Raw genomic sequence first — 17782 nt, 5'->3', positions numbered from 1 at the left:
CGCTGCGGGAGGGGCAAGTATGAATATGTATTTCAAAAAGCTGCATCGATTTGCTGCAGTTGGATTATTATCTGCTTTATTGATTGGGACAAGCGTATTGCCCTCAGTTAGCGCAACTCCAAGCAAGCTGCACACGAATGCCAAAGCGTCGGCTCTAATAGATGTCGAGTCAGGTAGAGTATTGTATAGCAGTGATGGCGATATCCCGATGCGGATAGCAAGCTTAACGAAAATCATGACAGCTATTGTTGCAATAGATCATGGGAAGCTGACGGATATGGTAAAGACAAGCAAACGAGCAGTTGGTAAAGAGGGTTCTTCGATTTATCTTCAGCTTGGCGAAGAAATGAGTTTGCATCATATGTTGTATGGTCTGATGCTCAGATCCGGCAACGATGCGGCAACGGCAATCGCGGAGCATGTTGGAGGATCGGAGGAAGGTTTTGTTCATTTAATGAATGAGAAAGCGACCTTTCTAGGTTTGAAACATACGCAATTTAAAAATCCGCATGGTCTGGATGATGATGAGCATTATTCCTCAGCTAATGATTTGGCGAAGCTGACAGCATATGCTTTGAAAAATGACGTATTTGCAGAAATCGTAAGCACACGCGTAAAAAAAGTGCCTAATCCGCATGAGAAATGGGAGTACAGCTACACGAACAAAAATAAAATGCTAACGATGTATGAGGGAGCTGACGGTGTAAAGACAGGTTATACCAAAAAATCACTGCGCTGCTTAGTTAGCTCCGCCACTAGGAATGGTCAACAGCTTGCTGCTGTGACGATAAATGACAGCGATGATTGGGCAGATCACCGAAAAATGCTCGATTGGGGTTTTGGTCATTATCCGCTTCAAGAGATAGCTGTTAAAGGGCAGCAAATTTCTGGTTACCCTTATGCTATTGGACAATCTTTTAAATACCCGCTGGAAGAGCAGGAAACGGGAAATGTTCAATCACGTCTTGTGCTGCTTGAAGCGGGAACAACTCGATATTTGCTAGGAGAGCGCGGATTTCTGGAATGGTATTTAAACGAGCAGCAAATTGGTGCTGTTCCTGTGTATGATCCAAACAGCAGCAGATTTCAACTTTCAATGACATCGCAAAAATCATTACAATCGCTGGCTGATTTTCATAGAGCAAACAAGCTTGATCAGCGCGGGCCGATATTTGACTCTTTTATCAAAGTATTAGATGCATTATTTGAGCATTAGCATGCAATCTGCGCGGGAGACGTTGATTGCTTGCAAAACAGTATAGGTGCGTAGAGGGGGAGGCGACCTAAATGGTTAACTGGATTTGGTTGTTTTTCATCGTAGCGAGCGTTGTAGTAGCTGCGATAACAGGTAAGATGGATGCGGTAACGCAAGCAGCTTTCGAGGGAGCCAAGTCGGGAGTCACCGTGAGCTTCGGATTAATTAGTATCATGGTGTTTTGGCTTGGCATGATGCGAATAGCGGAGGATGCAGGGCTGCTGCGTACACTTGCTCGAATGCTCGGGCCTGTGGTGCGCAAGCTTTTTCCTGACGTTCCTCCCAATCATCCAGCTCTTGGATATATAATGAGTAATTTAAGCGCAAATCTCTTTGGGTTAGGAAATGCAGCCACGCCAATGGGGATAAAAGCGATGCAGGAGCTTCAGAAGCTTAATCCTGATCCTGCTACAGCAACGCCAGCGATGTGCACGCTGCTTGCGCTAAATACATCCAGCATTACGATCATTCCCACCACGCTTATTGCCATTCGAATGAATTATGGTTCAGCTAACCCTGCTGAAATTATCGGTACAACACTGGCAGCGACATTTGTTGCTACTACGGCTGCAATACTTGCCGACCGCTGGTATCGAAGAAAATCACCGCCGCCAATAGCTCCATCGCCACCTAGACCTGAGAATAAGAAGTCGGCTTCACCAGCTTCCGGAGGTGAGGCAATTGTATAATATTTTTACAAGCTTATCCGCATGGATGATTCCTGCCATTATCGTATTTATTCCGCTTTACGCAGCTTTAAGACGCAAAGTACCTGTCTATGAAACGTTTGTTGAAGGGGCCAAGGATGGCTTCGGTACAGCGATTAATATCATTCCTCATTTGGTTGGCATGATGGTTGCTATCAGTATGTTTCGCTCATCTGGAGCTTTAGAATTGCTGCTTTCAACAGTTCGGCCTCTCTTTGATTGGGTTGGTATTCCAAGCGAGGTGCTGCCGCTCGGGATTTTGCGGCCTTTGACTGGCGCAGGCTCGTTAGCCTTCACGACTGACCTCATTCAAAACTTTGGCCCGGATTCTATGATCGGCAGAATTGCTTCCACGATTCAAGGCAGCACGGATACAACCCTGTATGTGCTTACTGTATATTTTGGAGCGATTGGAATAAGAAAGTCACGTTATGCGTTAAAAGTTGGTTTATTTTCCGATATAGTCGGTTTTTTCGCAGCAATTTTCATTTGCTTATACATATTCGGCTAGTGAAGCTTGTACTTTCTCCTTCATATCGTTATGATGGAGATTGAGGTGAAAGCATTGGAACGTTTACAGAAAATATTAGCAGCAGCGGGAATTGCATCCCGTCGCAAATGTGAAGAAATGATTTTGGCAGGAATGGTTGAGGTTAATGGTGAGAAGGTTACGACGCTAGGCGTTAAGGCTGATCCAGCGGTTGATGCAATTACGGTTAACGGCAAGCCGATTCGGAGCGAGAAGAAGCTCTATCTCATGCTTAACAAATCCAAGGGAGTCATTACTAGCGCCAAAGATCCACAAGGCCGCAAAGTGGTTTCTGATTTCTTGCCAGGTATTAAAGAGCGAGTATATCCAGTCGGTCGATTGGATTATGATACGGAAGGACTTCTTATCCTTACGAATGATGGCGAATTCGCTAATTTGTTAACACATCCAAGTCATCATGTTCCCAAAACATACCGTGCAACCGTTAAGGGCGTTCCTCATGGAACGGCATTGGAGCAGTTGCAAAAAGGGATTAAGCTAGAGGATGGCATGACCGCGCCTGCAGAAGTGGAATATCATGATGTAGATACGGACGGAAATGAAGCAACGATTACAATTACGATTTTTGAAGGCCGGAACCGTCAGGTTCGCCGGATGTTTGAAGCTATTGGACATAAGGTGATTAGGCTGAAAAGAATTCGTTTTGGCGAGGTTGGACTTGAAAACCTAGGCAGAGGAAAGTATCGTCATCTCACGCCTCAGGAAATTAAAGAATTGCTTGCGATAGCGCAAAGCAAGACACATAAAGTTCATAAAAAGTAATCGACGGCGGCAGTAATTGCCGTCGACTTTTCGTTATAATGGAAATATTCGTGGCTGCATAGAAAGAAGCTGGTGGTGAAAAACAATTATGGGAAAATCGCGCAAGACGGTACAAATTGTCATTTTGATTGCCGTCTTGATCATAGGTGGGTACGCAATTGGATCTACCTTATTTGACGCGGATGACAAAGGTCCTTTAAAGGAAGGCGGGAAGCCGCCTGCATTTGAGCTTGTTGATTTAGAGGGCAATCTTAAACAACTGTCTGATTATGAGGGGAAAGCTGTCGTCATTAATTTCTGGGGCACATTCTGTCCACCGTGCGTGAAGGAAATGCCGGAGTTTGAACGACAGTATGCAAAATGGAAGGATCAAGGCCTTGTGATTTTAGCTATAAATTTAAGCGAGGACACGTTGACCGTGAACAATTTTGTCCGTCGTTTTGATTTGAACTATCCGATTCTGCGCGATGTAAATCGCAAGACAGAACGCAGCTATCGTCTAAAGTCATACCCTACTACTTTTTTCATTAATCCAAATGGGACGATTATGGAAATAAAAGTAGGAGGCATGACGGAAGAGGAAATTGATGAACGGATTGAACGGCTTCTTCAGCTGTAGGAGGTATTATTGTGTTAGTGGTTGAAAACACAAAATGTGAGTGCGGTCATCAAAATTCGATAGGCACCGTACTATGTGAAAGCTGCGGTAAACCGCTTGTGAACGATACGGTTTCCGATTTGCCGTTAGAAATGCGTTACGATGGTGTAGCTCGTCGATCGCAAAAAAGCAATCCCAATTATATCGATAAAATATGGAATTTTTTCTCGTCAGTCAAAATTGCGATTTATTTGATCGTCATTACCTTTTTGACTGCGATGCTTGGAACAATTTATCCACAGGAAAACACATTCATAAATAACTTAGATCCATCCGTTTATTATGAAGAAACGTACGGATTTCTTGGCAAAATGTATTATTTGCTAGGATTATCACATACGTACGAATCCTGGTGGTTCATTGGCTTGCTTGTGATGATTGGCACCTCACTCGTTATTTGCAGCTTGGATCGTGTGCTCCCGCTTTATCGAGCGCTCAGCAAGCAGCAAATTCGTAAGCATCTGCAATTTATTCATCGTCAGAAGACGGTATTTAAATATCAGATTGAAGGCGATGAGGAAAAATGGGTTGAAAATTTCGGCATGCAGCTGAAACGCAAAGGTTATCGCATTCATCGAGATGGCTCTGCGCTGCTAGCGGAGAAAAATCGTTTTAGCCGCTGGGGACCCTACATCAATCACATCGGCCTTATCTTGTTTCTTTTAGCCATATTGGCAAGAAGCATTCCAAGCTGGCAAATGGATAGCTACATAATGGTCCCTGATGGGGATACAGTCCAAATAGCGAATACGAATTATTATGTTAAAAACGAAAAGTTTACTGTAGAGTATTATAAAGACGAAGAATTGCCGGACAAGCTTAAAGGAATAAGCCGTGCGAAGCTTTTTGAGACAAAAGCGGTTCTTTATGAATGCGTTAGCAACTGCAGTGATCAAACCAAGAAACCAGAGCTTAAAGAAGTAGAGCGGCATAATATTATCGTCAACGAGCCGCTTAAGTACAAAGGATTAAAGCTGTATCAATTTGATTATGATACGACGCCTCGCTTGAACGCTGTGCATCCTATTCTCATAGATAAAGCGACGGGAGAGAAATACGGTCCGTTCGATCTGCCGATGAAGGATTCAGCGCTGCAGCATAAGCTTGGGCCATACACCCTTGATTTATTTGCGAATTACATGGAATTTGCAATTGGCGACAATGGCGAGCCAACGACTTTGTCACGTGATCCGATTGCTCCTGCGTTCGTATACACGGTTAAAGGTCCAGGACTTGATCCAAAAGGCGAGCCGTATATGTATTTCCCAATGCAAAAAGATAAAGTTAAATTTTCGCAGGATGCCATTAATCACGGTATTGCGGATAAGATCGAAATTCGAGTGGACGGTATGGAAAATGTAGATTTCTCTGAAGCATCCACTTACTTGAATGTAAGGATGGATAAGGCGCTGCCATATGTTTGGGTCGGTGCAGTGTTCTCTATGCTCGGCTTGCTGATGGGGTCCTATTGGCAGCACCGCCGAATTTGGCTGCGAGTGGACAATGGACAGCTTTCATTGGGCGCTCATACGAATAAAAACTGGTACGGTATGCGCTCAGATGTAGCGGGAACCCTTAAAAAAATAGGGATAACCGTAGATCCGAAGTCGCTAGATAACGGAGGGAACAACGCGTGAGCTTAGTCGATTTTAGCAGCGACGCATTTATTGTCGCATTTTTCCTGTATTGCTTCGCATTTATGTTTTATGTCATTGCCATTGCGGGTAAGAAATGGAGCAATCGTGATCCTTTGCAGCATGAGAAGCGTTGGGGACGAATTGCATTCATTACTTCGAGTCTTGGTCTTGCATCGCATTTGACCTTCTTCTTTACAAGATGGGCTGGAAGCGGTCAAATTCCAACGAGCAATATGTATGAATTCATGACTTTCCTTGGAATGGCAATCATGATTGCATTTACGATTGTCTTCAGTATTTACAGAAAACCGCTGCTCGGCATGTTCTCATTGCCGCTAACGGTAATTATTGTTGCTTATGCATCTGTGTTTCCACAAGAGGTACAACCGCTAATACCGGCTCTAAACAACTACTGGCTAAAAGTACATGTAACGACAGCCGCTCTCGGCGAAGCATTTTTTGCCGTTGGTTTTGCTGCCGGCCTCATGTATTTGCTAAGAGTGGTTGATTTCAAAAGCAAAACAAAAGAAGCAAAAAGATCGCAGTTCTGGGTCGAGTTCTCTTTATATACGATTATTCTAATTGTAGGTTTTATCGTCGCAGTATTCGCGTTCCGCGGAATGGGCTATGAAGCGAAATTTATTCAAGAAACATCTACTATTGATGCCAAAGGAATAGAGTCGACGACTTCGGAGACAGTAAATTATACACTGCCGCCAATTGTTAAACCTTATAACAGCCAGGTGGTCGAATATGAATCATTCCTCGGCATGAGCAAGCCATTATTCGAAGCACCATCTTGGATGGAAGGCGCAAATTCAGGACGCAAGTTTAATACCGTTATATGGACGATTATTTCAGGCTCCTTGCTTTATGGCTTGCTGCGCTTAGTATTCAGAAAGCCGCTCGGAGCAGTCATTCATCCTGTTATGGATGGCGTAGATCCAGAAGATTTGGATGAAATCAGCTACAGATCCATCGCAATTGGATTTCCGATCTTTACACTCGGTGCATTAATATTCGCGATGATATGGGCCAATATTGCATGGGGCCGTTTCTGGGGCTGGGACCCGAAAGAGGTTTGGGCTTTAATCACTTGGTTGTACTACAGTGCGTATTTGCATTTCCGTTTATCGCGCGGCTGGCAAGGAAAACCTTCTGCATGGCTCGCTGTAATCGGCTTCGTGGTTGTACTATTTACGCTCGTTGGGGTTAACCTCGTCATTGCAGGTTTGCATTCCTATTCTGGTGTTTAGAACTTAGATTGAGAGGAGAATTGCCCTATGTCTGATTATTCAAGCCGTATTTTGGTCGTTGATGATGAAGAACGGATCCGTCGCTTGCTCAAAATGTATTTAGAGAAGGAAGGCTACACAATCGACGAGGCAGAAGATGGAGAAACTGCCCTAAGATTAGCTTCAAATACGGATTACGCGCTCATTCTGCTTGATGTGATGCTGCCAGGAATCGACGGCGTAGAAGTGTGCTCTCGTCTGCGTCAAGTGAAGGCTACTCCTGTCATTATGCTAACGGCTAAAGGTGAAGAAATGAACCGTGTGCAGGGCTTTGAGGTTGGCGCGGACGATTATGTCGTCAAGCCTTTTAGTCCACGCGAGGTTATCTACCGAGTGAAGGCTATCTTGAGACGATCCTCGGCTACTGCGTTCTTAACAAAAGAAATTAATTCAAGCAACAATATTGTATTCCCTCATTTGGTTATTGAGCATGATGCTCACCGTGTAACAGCTGGTGGACAAGAGGTAAGCTTAACGCCTAAAGAATATGAGCTGCTGCATTACTTGGCAGTATCGCCTGATAAAGTGTTCTCTCGTGAAGAGCTTTTGAAGGATGTATGGAATTATGAGTTTTTCGGTGACTTGCGGACTGTCGACACCCATGTAAAACGTTTGCGCGAGAAATTGAATAAAGTGTCTCCTGATGCGGCATCCATGATTACTACCGTTTGGGGAGTCGGCTATAAGCTAGAGGTACCTAAGTAAATGAGCTTGTGGCATCGTTCGATTGGCAAGTTGTACCGCAGTGTAGTTGGAAAGCTCTGGGCGACAATCATGCTGCTTGTTGCTGTCGTATTGCTTATCGTTGGCGTATTTTTACTTCAATACGTTGATATATGGTTTAAAGAAAACAATACGCATCAGGTGAAAGTGCTATTTGTTGTAACAGCGATTATCGGATTTTTGTTATCAACATTTTTTGCTTTCTTCTTATCCAAAAAAATTCAACAGCCGCTGCTTCAACTAAAGGATGCAGCGGTATCGATTTCTCAAGGCAATTATACAACCCGAGTTCATATACGCTCCAGTGATGAGATCGGCGAGCTTGCGGATACGTTTAACCATATGACGGAGCAGCTGAACAAGCTGATTCATGACATCAATCATGAGAAAAACCATCTTGCGAGCATTTTGCGAAGCATGGGAGATTCAGTCATTACCTTCGATGCGGAAGGTAAAGTCATACTTACGAATCCAGTTGGTCATTTGCTAATCAATCAGTGGTCAGGAGTAGAGCTTGCATGGCAAGAGGATGAGTCCGAGAGCTCGACTGCATATTCCGAGGTTCCAATGCCGCTCCGCGAGTTGTTTCAAAGAGTGATGGAAGAGGGCAGGGATGTTACCGATAAGGTTCATGTTCTAAGCAGCGTGTGGTCAGTTGTAATGGCTCCGCTGCAGTCGAAGGATGTAATTCGCGGGGCTGTTGCTGTTATCCGTAACGTAACGGAGGAGCATAAGCTTGAGAAGCTGAGACGAGATTTTGTGGCTAATATCTCACATGAGATCAGGACGCCGCTATCGATGCTGCAAGGCTATAGTGAAGCATTGCTTGATGATATTGTCGTGTCGGAGGAAGATCGCAAGGAGCTTGTTCAAGTTATTTATGATGAATCACTGCGAATGGGCAGACTCGTAAATGATTTCCTGGATATCGCTAGAATGGAAGCCGGCCACGTCGATATGAACTTCCAAGAGATAGATCTCGCTCATGTCTTGAAGCGGGTACATCGGAAATTCCAGGTGTATGCGAAGGAGCGCGAGGTGAGGCTGGTCGCGGATCTGCCCAATGAGTCGCTGCTTGTTAAGGAAGCAGACGAGGATAGATTGGAGCAAGTATTGACTAATCTTCTCGACAACGCATTGCGGCATACGCCATCGGGCAAGTCGATTACTATTTCAGGTCAGCATGCAAACGTAAACGGAAGACAGTATGTGGAGCTTCGCGTCAGAGACGAGGGGCAAGGGATTCCAACCGAGGATGTACCTTTTATATTCGAACGCTTCTATAAGGCAGATAAAGCGCGTAAACGCGGCTCATCAAGTGGAACGGGTCTTGGACTTGCCATCGTAAAAAATTTGATCGATCTTCATCAGGGTCGAATTGTAGTCGAAAGCAGTTCGGGTACAGGGACATCGTTTACAATCTTACTTCCTGTCGAAGCTCATCAATAGTTGTCAAAGCGCTCCAGCTTGGGGCGCTTTTTTTGTAGAAAGCAGAAGATAATTCTTGTTGTTCGTGAAACAAAAGAAGAGCCTGCCGATTCATTCGGCAGGCTCTTCTCCTATATAGTAAACAAATTTATTTAAAAAAGTGTAATTTCTTTGGCTGTGTTTAACTCAGGCATGCTTGTAAGCTGCTCAAGCACTTCCTTAGGTGTCGCTTTATCCACACGCAGAACCATGATTGCGGAGCCGCCAACAAGCTGACGACCTACTTGCATCGTTGCAATGTTAACGTCATTGTTGCCCAGAAGCGTTCCAACTCGTCCGATAATACCAGGCTTATCGTTATGCGAGATTAGAATTAGGTTTCCTTCAGGCGTCACATCAACTGGGAACTTGTCGATTTGGACAATACGAGGTCCGTATCCAGTGAGCAATGTGCCGGAAACAACACGTTCTTCTTTTTTCGTACGAAGGGACACGGTTACCAGGTTCGTAAAGTCTTTCGAAGCATGCGATTTTTGAACGACGATGTTTACATCGCGCACTTTCGCAAGGTGAAGGGAGTTAACCACATTAACCTGCTCTGCGCCAAGGTGATGCGCTAGAACGCCGCGAACGATATAACGAGTGAGTGGCTGCGTATCAACCTCTGCGAGCTCACCAGCATAACCAACAACGATTTCGGTTACAGCACCTTCAGTTGATTGTGCAATAAAGTTGCCAAGCTTCTCGCCAAGAGTAAAGTATGGCTGAAGAATGCTTTGCAGGTTTGCCGGAATCGGAGGCATGTTCACTGCATTGATAAATGGCTCGCTGCGGAGAATATGAAGCACTTGCTCCGAGACGTCAATCGCAACGTTTTCTTGTGCTTCAACAGTCGAAGCGCCAAGATGCGGAGTTACGATAATTTTTGGATGTGTCAAGAAAGGATGGTCATTAGCAGGAGGCTCCACTTCGAACACGTCGAATGCGGCGCCAGCGACAATACCAGCATCCACTGCATCAACCAAAGCAATCTCATCGATGATGCCGCCGCGCGCGCAGTTTACAATACGCATGCCGGGTTTCATCACTTCAAATTGAGCTTTGCCGATCATATGGCGAGTTTCAGGAGTTAAAGGTGTATGTACAGTCATGAAATCTGCACCTCTAACAATTTCATCTACGCTAGCAAGCTTCACGCCGATTTTTGTTGCTCTTTCTTCTGTCATAAACGGGTCATAACCCAAAATATCCATGCCGAAGGCTTTTGCACGTTTGGCAACTTCGCTGCCGATACGTCCCATACCGAGTACGCCTAGCGTTTTGCCGCGAAGCTCAACGCCCAGGAAAGATTTGCGATCCCATGTTCCATTTACTGTTTTCATGTACGCTTGTGGAATATGACGGGCTACCGCCATCATCATAGCAAATGTATGCTCACAAGTTGTAATGGTGTTGCCATCTGGTGCATTGATTACGATGATACCGCGCTGAGTTGCTGCGTCTAGGTCAATATTATCGACGCCAACACCTGCACGGCCAACTACTTTAAGCTGTTTGCCAGCTTCCATAATTTTTGCTGTTACGCGGGTTTGGCTGCGTACTAGCAACGCATCGTATTCACCAATAATTGCAACTAATTCGTCTTCGCTGAGTCCAGGTTTTTTGTCGACTGCGACATCTGACGCATCAACAAGCTGCTGAATGCCCAAATCGCTGATTGGATCGGAAACTAACACTTTAAACATGTGAAGTATGCCTCCTAAAATGGGGCGAAGCTATTAGGCTTCGCTTAATATGAACAGAAAAACCCTCTACCCGGCACCGTTGTGCAGCAGCGGGTCGAGAGTTTGATCATCGAACTTAGACTTTTCTATTTTAAAGCAATGTGGTGGACAAAAGCAATCCTCAAACTTGCTGAATTGTGAAAATTTCGTTATGATTCAAGCATCATTAGCAACAATTTACGACAATGGAGGTCTTTATTCATGACGAAATGGCAGGATGTGACACCGCAATTTTTGCTTGATCTGCTAGGGAATGGACAAGTAGAAGCAAGTCAAATCATAGATGTAAGAGAAGAGTTTGAATGGGAGTTTTATCATTTGGAGACTTCAAAATTAATTCCAATGAACACGATTCCTGTGCGACTGAATGAGCTTGACGACACGCTGCCTATCTATATCATCTGCGCTCATGGCGTACGAAGTGTAGCGGTTTGCAATTACTTAGAAGAAAAAGGCTACAGCAGCCTTCACAACGTTACCGGTGGGATGGCGGCTATAGCCTCTTTACAAGGGTTTCAATATGATTAACAAAGGAATTGGAATTTAATTTGTTTCAGGGTAGAAAAAAGGCAGCTGCGGCAGAAGTGCCTGTTGATAGAGCCTTGATTTGCTCTCATTGAAATCACCTGAACGAACGGCTTCCGTATTAATCAGCAAATCAACAACTGCAGATACGGAATGCAATTTTAACTTGGCTGCTTGTCCAGAGAGGACAAGCTCATCTACTCGACTTGTTAAATCCTGCGGATAATAGGCAGTAAGTTTTTTACGAGTCATTAGCTGATCAGCCATTAGTTTGTTTTTTATCGTAATGTTAAAGTTTTTCCATGCTGACAGTTCCAGCAGAGCTGGAGCCTTGTATTCTGAAGGAATATCAAGATCTACCGTTGCTGACCATTTCAGCATAGCAGAGTAATATTGCTGCTGAGCGTTTAGTGCAAATTGAGCGGCAGAGAGATAGGTTTTATCTTGTTCGACATTTTTCATCAATTCATTAAAGGATAATTTCTTTGCACTAGCCGCTGCGTTGACAGCAGCTTCATTAAATAGTTTTAGACTTCGTATGTAACTAACCTGAGCTTCTCCGAGCAGTGGAGATTTTTGCATATCAATCGAGCTTGCTTCATCTGCTTTGGCGCTAGCAAGTCTTGCCAAATCTTTAAACATAGAAGTTGCTTCAAATGACTTTCCTTGCGATAATTTGTTCATAGCTGCGAACCATTCGTTTTGAAATTCACGATAAGGAAGAAATACAGTATGATAGAACGATACCAAGTCTTGTTGCTGGTAAGGGGTTGCTGAAGCGGTTGTTGTTTTTGCGTCATCTGCTTCATTCACATAGCGGGCTTTCGTCTTTTCAGTGCCAATTTGAATGCCATAGAAAAAGGCTCCAACTGTACAAATAAGTAGAAATACAAATCCAACACTGAATAACATTGCGGTCGTCGTTAATTTTTTTTCCATCTCTATCTCTATCTCCTTCTATGTAAAAAAATAATTCTGTCGATTTGTTCTACCAGTATAGGTGAAAAGGTCGAAAAAGAAAATATGAACGTTCCAGACAGGCGGGAAGCTATGAAGAAATTTGATATTCGCAATATTCGCATTCGAAAGGTGTCCGTTGATGAGCTAGATGACCGCATGTTGTTAATCAATTTATATGCTACGCAAGCATTTACTTTTATTATCGGTTTAATATGGGTTTTATTTCAGCATCAAAATGTGATTGCTTTATTTACGCCTCCAAAGGAGCTTGCTTTTGTTTATTGGGGTGCAGGCTTAGCAGCAGCTGTAATTGTAGTTGACCTGCTTATTTCGCGCTTTGTTCCAGAGGAAGCAAGCGATGACGGCGGAGTAAATGATCGTATTTTTCGGACGCGGAAGGTTTGGCATATTGCAGTTATTTCCTTAGTTGTAGCTATTTGTGAGGAATTGCTCTTTCGCGGGGCGATTCAGCATGCCATAGGTCCCTATTGGACAAGCATAATTTTTGCTACTATTCATGTAAGGTATTTAAAACATTGGATTCCTACTGGACTCGTATTTTCGATTAGCTACGGCTTAGGCTGGATTTATATGGAATCAGGTACGATTTGGGCACCGATTATTGCACACTTTTTGATCGATTTCATCATGGGTTTAATTATAAGATTCAGGAGGGAGTCATGAGCAGGAAAGAAAAGTTTGGAAATTCGAGAGCTTCAGCACAGCATGAAGAGACGGCAGAGCCGTCCATCATCGGAACGGATTCCAATCAGGGAGAAGCTCTGCCGCCTCGGCGAAAGAAACATCCTACACAAATGAATAAGGTTACAAAGTTTTATTACAATTTATTGTTCCTATTGTTTGTAAGTTTAGTTGGTGGACTTTTTTGGTATGGCTTAAAATTTAGCGAATGACCTCAATGGTGGCTGGATCAATGAATCCGTAGCCTTTGTTTTCAAGTGAGGTGAGCAGCTCATCAAGAGCATCGGCAGTCCATTGCAGCTCATGCATAAGTATGTTTGCGCCTGGATGCAGCTGCTCCAGCACATTTTTAATGACAACCTCAGGCTTGTTTTTGGCCGTTTTATCCCAATCAAGGGAACCATTTGACCACGTCATGTAAAGCATGCCGTGGTTTTTTGCAATATCCTTGACCGTATCACCGCCAGAGCCGTACGGGGGGCGGAAAAACAATGGTTTTTTATCTATTAAAGCTTCGACGTCTGTTTGAACATCGCCGATTTGCTGTTCAACGACTTCTTTAGCTTCTTTTTTCAAATCGTTATGATCCCAAGAATGGTTGCCGATTGTTTGTCCGCGTTCATCAATGAGCTTCAACAGATTGGGATTTTTTTTCACCCGATAACCATTTACGAAAAAAATCGCTTTAGCTTTATGTTTATCAAGGGTATCAAGCATGCTGGTTAAGACGGTTTCATCTTTTGGCCCATCATCGAAAGTAAGCAAAACAACCTTGCTCGATGTACTCTCTTCAATCGGTACGAAGCGATAGGCTTCGCTCATTCGATATAGTGCTGTTATGCTGGTTTCCTGCTCACTCGAAGCGGTTGGCGTAGGTTCCTCACTCGTTACGACTGTATCATCGTTTATAGCATTGTTTGAGCTTTGTGAAGTCTCGGGTACGGCTGCTGTCTCAGTGGCTTCAGTTGAAGACTGCTGGCTCTCGTTTTGCTGCTGAGCGCTGCAGGCCGTTAGAAGCGACCCGAGAAGCAGAATGATTATAGGCAGGTTACGCTTCATGATGCTTGCCCTCCATAATTTTGATGTAAATGCTTGCTGAAACGACATCATTGTATCATATTTGCCTAATCGAAGGATAAGGATGATTTCCTTATTTTATATGGAATGGCGCTTCTGCTTGTCGGTCAAACTAACAACTGAATACGCAAGATGAATTAGGAAAGAGGTGTTCGAGATCATGAGGTTAAGTGGCTTTTTAGTCGGTGGAATAATTGGCGCAGCAGCAACGGTATATATCTCGCGCAGAAAGCCTGGAGCAGTATCATGGGCAGCACATGCGTTTTCTGACGTTTGTTCCAATGTTGCACGCAATTCTGTTGCGAAAATGATGAGTAAATCTGTGAAGGAAAATGCGTCTGCGCTTTCCCCAAAGCATTCAGACGATACCGCCGTAAAATCCGAAGCCGCTTGGGGACAAATTGAGGCTATCGTAAACAGCGATCCCTCATTGAAGAAGGAAGCGGACAAGATCAAAGCGGAATCGTCAGCCTTTTCCCACTAAGTAAAGCAGCAAGCATGCAGAATCGTAGGGACGCAAAGCAGAAATGCGATGCGATCAAACGATTCTTTTTTTCGTTCATTATTAGTGCAATCAGTGAAAAGACATGATAAAGTAGTTACATAGCATGATTTGGTCAATTTGATCACATCTTACTTAGAAATTCATACGCTATTACAACAGATGCTGCAGAGGAGGATCCTGTCATGAAAATCGAACGACTGAGCCAGGATAAGATTCGGATTTTCCTGACGTTCGACGACCTGCTGGAACGGGGGATCCAGAAGGACGACATGTGGCGCGAAATTCCAAAAGTACACGAACTATTCAGTGAAATGATGGATCAAGCATATAGTGAACTTGGATTCGATGCCAGCGGCCCATTAGCGGTCGAAGTGTTTGCCCTCCCCGCTCAAGGTATGGTAGTGATTGTCACCCGTGGCAAAATGAACAGTCATGCAGGCGATAGGCCAACTGAAGATGACGACACGGAAGACGAAATATACGAGATGGAAGTGACGCTTGAGCAAAGCGATATTGTGATGTACTCTTTCCGCGATTTTGAGGATGTCATATCGGTTTGCAAGCAATTGCTAAGCTCTACGCTTACGGAAGACGGACGATTGTACTCCTATCATGGCAAATATATATTAGCGCTGGAACCTGCTCTTATCGAGGCTTCCAGGCATAACGCTGTTATTGCATTGCTCGCTGAATATGGTGAAGCAACATCGGTAACCTATGCCATGCTGGAAGAGTACGGAAAAGTGATTATACCCGAAACAGCGGTAAGGGAAATATGTAATCATTTTAATTTTTAATCAAATGTACACAGATAGAGCATCTGCAGGCTGATTTTGTCTGTACGATGCTCTTCTTGCATGTAGCATGTCATAATAATGGAATATACGAAGGAAAAGGCGCTCATATTAGATGTAGACAAAGGCGGTGAATGGAATGAGTGATAAAGAAGCAAACGATGTGTTGCATTCTACTCAGATTGTTATTGAAGAAGCGCTGCGCAGGCTTGGCTATGATCAGGATATGATTGATTTATTGAAGGAGCCCATGAGGCTTCTGACCGTCCGTATTCCAGTTCGGATGGATGATGGCAAAACAAAAGTGTTTACGGGCTATCGAGCACAGCATAATGATGCGGTAGGACCTACAAAAGGCGGTGTGCGTTTTCATCCAGCCGTCACTGAAAATGAGGTTAAGGCTTTGTCCATTTGGATGAGTCTAAAATGTGGAATTGCTGATTTGCCCTATGGCGGCGGTAAAGGCGGCGTTATTTGCGATCCAAGAACGATGTCTTTCCGAGAAATTGAGAATTTAAGCCGAGGTTATGTGCGGGCCATCAGCCAAATCGTAGGACCAAGCAAAGATATTCCTGCACCTGATGTGATGACAAATTCACAGATTATGGCTTGGATGATGGACGAGTATAGCCGCATTCGTGAATTTGATTCTCCAGGCTTTATAACAGGGAAGCCGCTTGTGCTTGGCGGGTCCAAAGGAAGAGAGACAGCTACAGCCAGAGGGGTCGTTATGATGATCCATGAGGCTTTGAACATGAAAAATATAGACATAAAAGATGCGCGAATCGTCATTCAAGGCTTTGGTAATGCTGGAAGTTATCTTGCCAAATTCATGCATGAGGCCGGTGCGCGCGTGATAGGTATTTCCGATGTGAACGCGGCGTTGTATAATAAAGAAGGACTCGATATAGAATATTTGCTCGATCGTCGAGATTCCTTTGGCAATGTAACGAACTTGTTTACGAACACAATAACGAATGCTGAGCTGCTCGAGCTCGATTGTGATGTGCTTGTGCCTGCGGCAATCGAGAATCAAATAACGGAACAAAATGCCCATCTCATTAAAGCAACCATCGTAGTAGAAGCAGCGAATGGCCCAACGACGCTGGAAGCTACGCGAATCCTGTCGGACAAAGGCATTTTGCTTATTCCGGATGTGCTCGCGAGCAGCGGTGGCGTCATCGTGTCCTATTTTGAATGGGTGCAAAATAATCAAGGCTATTATTGGGATGAACAAGAAGTGGATGATAAGCTGAAGCTTATGATGATAAGGGGCTTCAACCAAGTGTATGAAATACACCGCACCCGTAAGGTCGATATGCGTCTTGCAGCTTATATGGCCGGTGTACGCAAAATGGCTGAAGCTGTACGCTATCGTGGCTGGGTGTAAGAAAGTAGGGGAAGAATGCTGTTGTTTTCCGTTTTGACTGCGGCTGTTGCGCCAGGCGTTTCGCTGCTTACTTATTTATATTTGAGAGATCGTTATGAAGCGGAGCCTATCCACATGGTAGCGAGAATGTTTGTGCTAGGCATTCTTGTCGTTGTACCGATCATGGTTATTCAGCGGGGACTTCAGCTTTGGCTTGGCGATCACTCGCTCATATTTGCCTTTGGCGAATCCGCAGGCGTAGAAGAGTTCGTAAAATGGTTCGTACTGTATCATGTCATATACAACCATACCGAATTTGACGAGCCTTATGACGGAATCGTTTATGCTTCAGCCATTTCGCTTGGGTTCGCAACCTTAGAAAATGTCTTGTATGCCATTTACTCGCCTGCTACGTTCGGCACGCTTCTCGTGAGGGCGCTGCTTCCCGTTTCTGGCCATGCCTTGTTCGGTATAATGATGGGCTATTATTTAGGGAAAGCGAAGTTTGCTCCAAAAAACAAAACCGTCTATTTCTTAGGCATTTCACTTTTGCTGCCAGTGCTTCTACATGGTACTTACGATTGGATCATGATTACGTTGCGCACAAATTGGATGTATTTTATTATTCCGTTTATGATCGTGCTTTGGATATGGGGCTTGCGCAAAATGAGTCATGCGAATGCACGGTCGCCCTTTCGATTTATGGTCCGTGAGGATGAGATTAAACTGTAGTCGATCCGTCCATACTTACATTATATTGTAATGCCTGAAATGATGGCGTTCGAATAATGGCTGAGGAGGGGCTTATGGAGGCTGCAAGAATAAAGGTAACGATTAGATGCAATCTATGCGGAGAAAAATTTGTGCTTCGCGGACGAAGAGAAAAAGATTCGATTGATACTGGCTTTAAGCAATGTATTTGCAACAATGCAAATGATCTGGAAATTGAAGAGCATAGCGTATTTTAGGGAAATAGATGCAGCAATGACAAATAAATAGATGGATGCATAAAGCTCCCTTGGGCAAACCAAACTAAAACCAGGTTTTGCAC

At 44.1% G+C, this 17782-nt stretch carries 20 protein-coding genes; 17 read left to right on the top strand and 3 right to left on the bottom strand.

Annotated elements, in window-relative coordinates:
• Positions 1–19: 19 nt before the first annotated feature.
• From BK120_RS31120 to BK120_RS31080, 9 genes are all read left to right on the top strand, one after another.
• Positions 20–1216, top strand: a complete 1197-nt coding sequence (locus BK120_RS31120) for a D-alanyl-D-alanine carboxypeptidase family protein (protein ID WP_256711078.1) — start codon at positions 20–22, stop codon at positions 1214–1216.
• A gap of 71 nt (positions 1217–1287) precedes the next feature.
• The gene (locus BK120_RS31115; RefSeq protein WP_076271379.1) at positions 1288–1944 is read left to right on the top strand and encodes a nucleoside recognition domain-containing protein; all 657 of its coding nucleotides are present in this window, start codon (positions 1288–1290) and stop codon (positions 1942–1944) included.
• Between the two features lie 25 nt (positions 1945–1969).
• Positions 1970–2473: a spore maturation protein gene (locus BK120_RS31110; RefSeq protein ID WP_179089938.1), complete on the top strand. Its 504-nt coding sequence runs from the start codon at positions 1970–1972 to the stop codon at positions 2471–2473.
• Positions 2474–2527: 54 nt separating this feature from the next.
• Positions 2528–3274, top strand: coding sequence for a pseudouridine synthase (locus BK120_RS31105; RefSeq protein WP_054026970.1), 747 nt, complete (start codon positions 2528–2530; stop codon positions 3272–3274).
• A gap of 88 nt (positions 3275–3362) precedes the next feature.
• On the top strand, positions 3363–3893 hold the full coding sequence (locus BK120_RS31100; RefSeq protein ID WP_076271377.1) for a redoxin domain-containing protein: 531 nt from the start codon (positions 3363–3365) through the stop codon (positions 3891–3893).
• 17 nt (positions 3894–3910) lie between these two features.
• Complete coding sequence (gene resB / locus BK120_RS31095; RefSeq protein WP_076271406.1) at positions 3911–5569, top strand: cytochrome c biogenesis protein ResB; 1659 nt, start codon at positions 3911–3913, stop codon at positions 5567–5569.
• Positions 5566–6825, top strand: a complete 1260-nt coding sequence (ccsA, locus tag BK120_RS31090; protein ID WP_076271376.1) for a cytochrome c biogenesis protein CcsA — start codon at positions 5566–5568, stop codon at positions 6823–6825. Before resB ends, ccsA begins: the two co-directional genes overlap by 4 nt.
• Positions 6826–6852: 27 nt before the next feature.
• Complete coding sequence (locus BK120_RS31085; RefSeq protein ID WP_053376699.1) at positions 6853–7569, top strand: response regulator transcription factor; 717 nt, start codon at positions 6853–6855, stop codon at positions 7567–7569.
• Positions 7570–9036, top strand: a complete 1467-nt coding sequence (locus BK120_RS31080; protein ID WP_076271375.1) for a HAMP domain-containing sensor histidine kinase — start codon at positions 7570–7572, stop codon at positions 9034–9036.
• 131 nt (positions 9037–9167) lie between these two features.
• Here BK120_RS31080 and serA read toward each other — a convergent pair whose 3' ends face one another.
• Positions 9168–10760 (bottom strand): phosphoglycerate dehydrogenase, encoded by a 1593-nt coding sequence (gene serA, locus BK120_RS31075; RefSeq protein WP_076271374.1) that lies wholly within the window; start codon positions 10758–10760, stop codon positions 9168–9170.
• Positions 10761–11000: 240 nt separating this feature from the next.
• Here serA and BK120_RS31070 point away from each other — a divergent pair, with 240 nt between their 5' ends.
• Positions 11001–11327 (top strand): rhodanese-like domain-containing protein, encoded by a 327-nt coding sequence (locus BK120_RS31070; protein WP_076271373.1) that lies wholly within the window; start codon positions 11001–11003, stop codon positions 11325–11327.
• A gap of 15 nt (positions 11328–11342) precedes the next feature.
• Here the strand turns inward: BK120_RS31070 and BK120_RS31065 are convergent, their stop codons facing one another.
• The gene (locus BK120_RS31065) at positions 11343–12263 is read right to left on the bottom strand and encodes a hypothetical protein (RefSeq protein ID WP_076271372.1); all 921 of its coding nucleotides are present in this window, start codon (positions 12261–12263) and stop codon (positions 11343–11345) included.
• A 111-nt stretch (positions 12264–12374) separates the two neighbouring features.
• Between BK120_RS31065 and BK120_RS31060 the strand changes: the two genes are divergently transcribed.
• Both BK120_RS31060 and BK120_RS31055 read left to right on the top strand, forming a co-directional pair.
• On the top strand, positions 12375–12968 hold the full coding sequence (locus tag BK120_RS31060) for a CPBP family intramembrane glutamic endopeptidase (RefSeq protein WP_076271371.1): 594 nt from the start codon (positions 12375–12377) through the stop codon (positions 12966–12968).
• A complete protein-coding gene (locus tag BK120_RS31055) occupies positions 12965–13198 on the top strand; it encodes a hypothetical protein (protein WP_076271370.1) in 234 nt (77 codons plus the stop codon). Before BK120_RS31060 ends, BK120_RS31055 begins: the two co-directional genes overlap by 4 nt.
• On the opposite strand, the gene BK120_RS31050 is transcribed toward BK120_RS31055, so the two are convergent.
• Complete coding sequence (locus tag BK120_RS31050) at positions 13188–14045, bottom strand: polysaccharide deacetylase family protein (RefSeq protein WP_076271369.1); 858 nt, start codon at positions 14043–14045, stop codon at positions 13188–13190. The genes BK120_RS31055 and BK120_RS31050 overlap by 11 nt on opposite strands.
• 178 nt (positions 14046–14223) lie before the next feature.
• Between BK120_RS31050 and BK120_RS31045 the strand changes: the two genes are divergently transcribed.
• From BK120_RS31045 to BK120_RS35620, 5 genes are all read left to right on the top strand, one after another.
• Entirely contained in the window at positions 14224–14547 is a 324-nt protein-coding gene (locus BK120_RS31045) for a hypothetical protein (RefSeq protein ID WP_076271368.1), read from the top strand.
• A gap of 203 nt (positions 14548–14750) precedes the next feature.
• Positions 14751–15365 (top strand): genetic competence negative regulator, encoded by a 615-nt coding sequence (locus BK120_RS31040; protein WP_076271367.1) that lies wholly within the window; start codon positions 14751–14753, stop codon positions 15363–15365.
• Between the two features lie 136 nt (positions 15366–15501).
• A complete protein-coding gene (locus BK120_RS31035) occupies positions 15502–16752 on the top strand; it encodes a Glu/Leu/Phe/Val family dehydrogenase (RefSeq protein ID WP_076271366.1) in 1251 nt (416 codons plus the stop codon).
• Positions 16753–16767: 15 nt separating this feature from the next.
• Entirely contained in the window at positions 16768–17463 is a 696-nt protein-coding gene (gene prsW / locus BK120_RS31030) for a glutamic-type intramembrane protease PrsW (RefSeq protein WP_076271365.1), read from the top strand.
• Positions 17464–17537: 74 nt separating this feature from the next.
• A complete protein-coding gene (locus tag BK120_RS35620; protein WP_179089937.1) occupies positions 17538–17699 on the top strand; it encodes a hypothetical protein in 162 nt (53 codons plus the stop codon).
• Positions 17700–17782 lie beyond the last annotated feature (83 nt).

It is taken from the genome of Paenibacillus sp. FSL A5-0031 (genome assembly GCF_001956295.1).
GTDB lineage: Bacteria > Bacillota > Bacilli > Paenibacillales > Paenibacillaceae > Pristimantibacillus.
Note: the sequence above shows the minus strand (reverse complement) of the source record. Positions and strands in the feature narration are given on the sequence as shown.

Coding starts and splice junctions, on each gene's coding strand:
- BK120_RS31120 (WP_256711078.1), top strand. CDS start 20: ATGAATATGTATTTCAAAAAGCTGCATCGATTTGCTGCAGTTGGATTA.
- BK120_RS31115 (WP_076271379.1), top strand. CDS start 1,288: ATGGTTAACTGGATTTGGTTGTTTTTCATCGTAGCGAGCGTTGTAGTA.
- BK120_RS31110 (WP_179089938.1), top strand. CDS start 1,970: ATGATTCCTGCCATTATCGTATTTATTCCGCTTTACGCAGCTTTAAGA.
- BK120_RS31100 (WP_076271377.1), top strand. CDS start 3,363: ATGGGAAAATCGCGCAAGACGGTACAAATTGTCATTTTGATTGCCGTC.
- BK120_RS31085 (WP_053376699.1), top strand. CDS start 6,853: ATGTCTGATTATTCAAGCCGTATTTTGGTCGTTGATGATGAAGAACGG.
- BK120_RS31080 (WP_076271375.1), top strand. CDS start 7,570: ATGAGCTTGTGGCATCGTTCGATTGGCAAGTTGTACCGCAGTGTAGTT.
- serA (WP_076271374.1), bottom strand. CDS start 10,760: ATGTTTAAAGTGTTAGTTTCCGATCCAATCAGCGATTTGGGCATTCAG.
- BK120_RS31070 (WP_076271373.1), top strand. CDS start 11,001: ATGACGAAATGGCAGGATGTGACACCGCAATTTTTGCTTGATCTGCTA.
- BK120_RS31065 (WP_076271372.1), bottom strand. CDS start 12,263: ATGGAAAAAAAATTAACGACGACCGCAATGTTATTCAGTGTTGGATTT.
- BK120_RS31060 (WP_076271371.1), top strand. CDS start 12,375: ATGAAGAAATTTGATATTCGCAATATTCGCATTCGAAAGGTGTCCGTT.
- BK120_RS31055 (WP_076271370.1), top strand. CDS start 12,965: ATGAGCAGGAAAGAAAAGTTTGGAAATTCGAGAGCTTCAGCACAGCAT.
- BK120_RS31050 (WP_076271369.1), bottom strand. CDS start 14,045: ATGAAGCGTAACCTGCCTATAATCATTCTGCTTCTCGGGTCGCTTCTA.
- BK120_RS31045 (WP_076271368.1), top strand. CDS start 14,224: ATGAGGTTAAGTGGCTTTTTAGTCGGTGGAATAATTGGCGCAGCAGCA.
- BK120_RS31040 (WP_076271367.1), top strand. CDS start 14,751: ATGAAAATCGAACGACTGAGCCAGGATAAGATTCGGATTTTCCTGACG.
- BK120_RS31035 (WP_076271366.1), top strand. CDS start 15,502: ATGAGTGATAAAGAAGCAAACGATGTGTTGCATTCTACTCAGATTGTT.
- prsW (WP_076271365.1), top strand. CDS start 16,768: ATGCTGTTGTTTTCCGTTTTGACTGCGGCTGTTGCGCCAGGCGTTTCG.
- BK120_RS35620 (WP_179089937.1), top strand. CDS start 17,538: ATGGAGGCTGCAAGAATAAAGGTAACGATTAGATGCAATCTATGCGGA.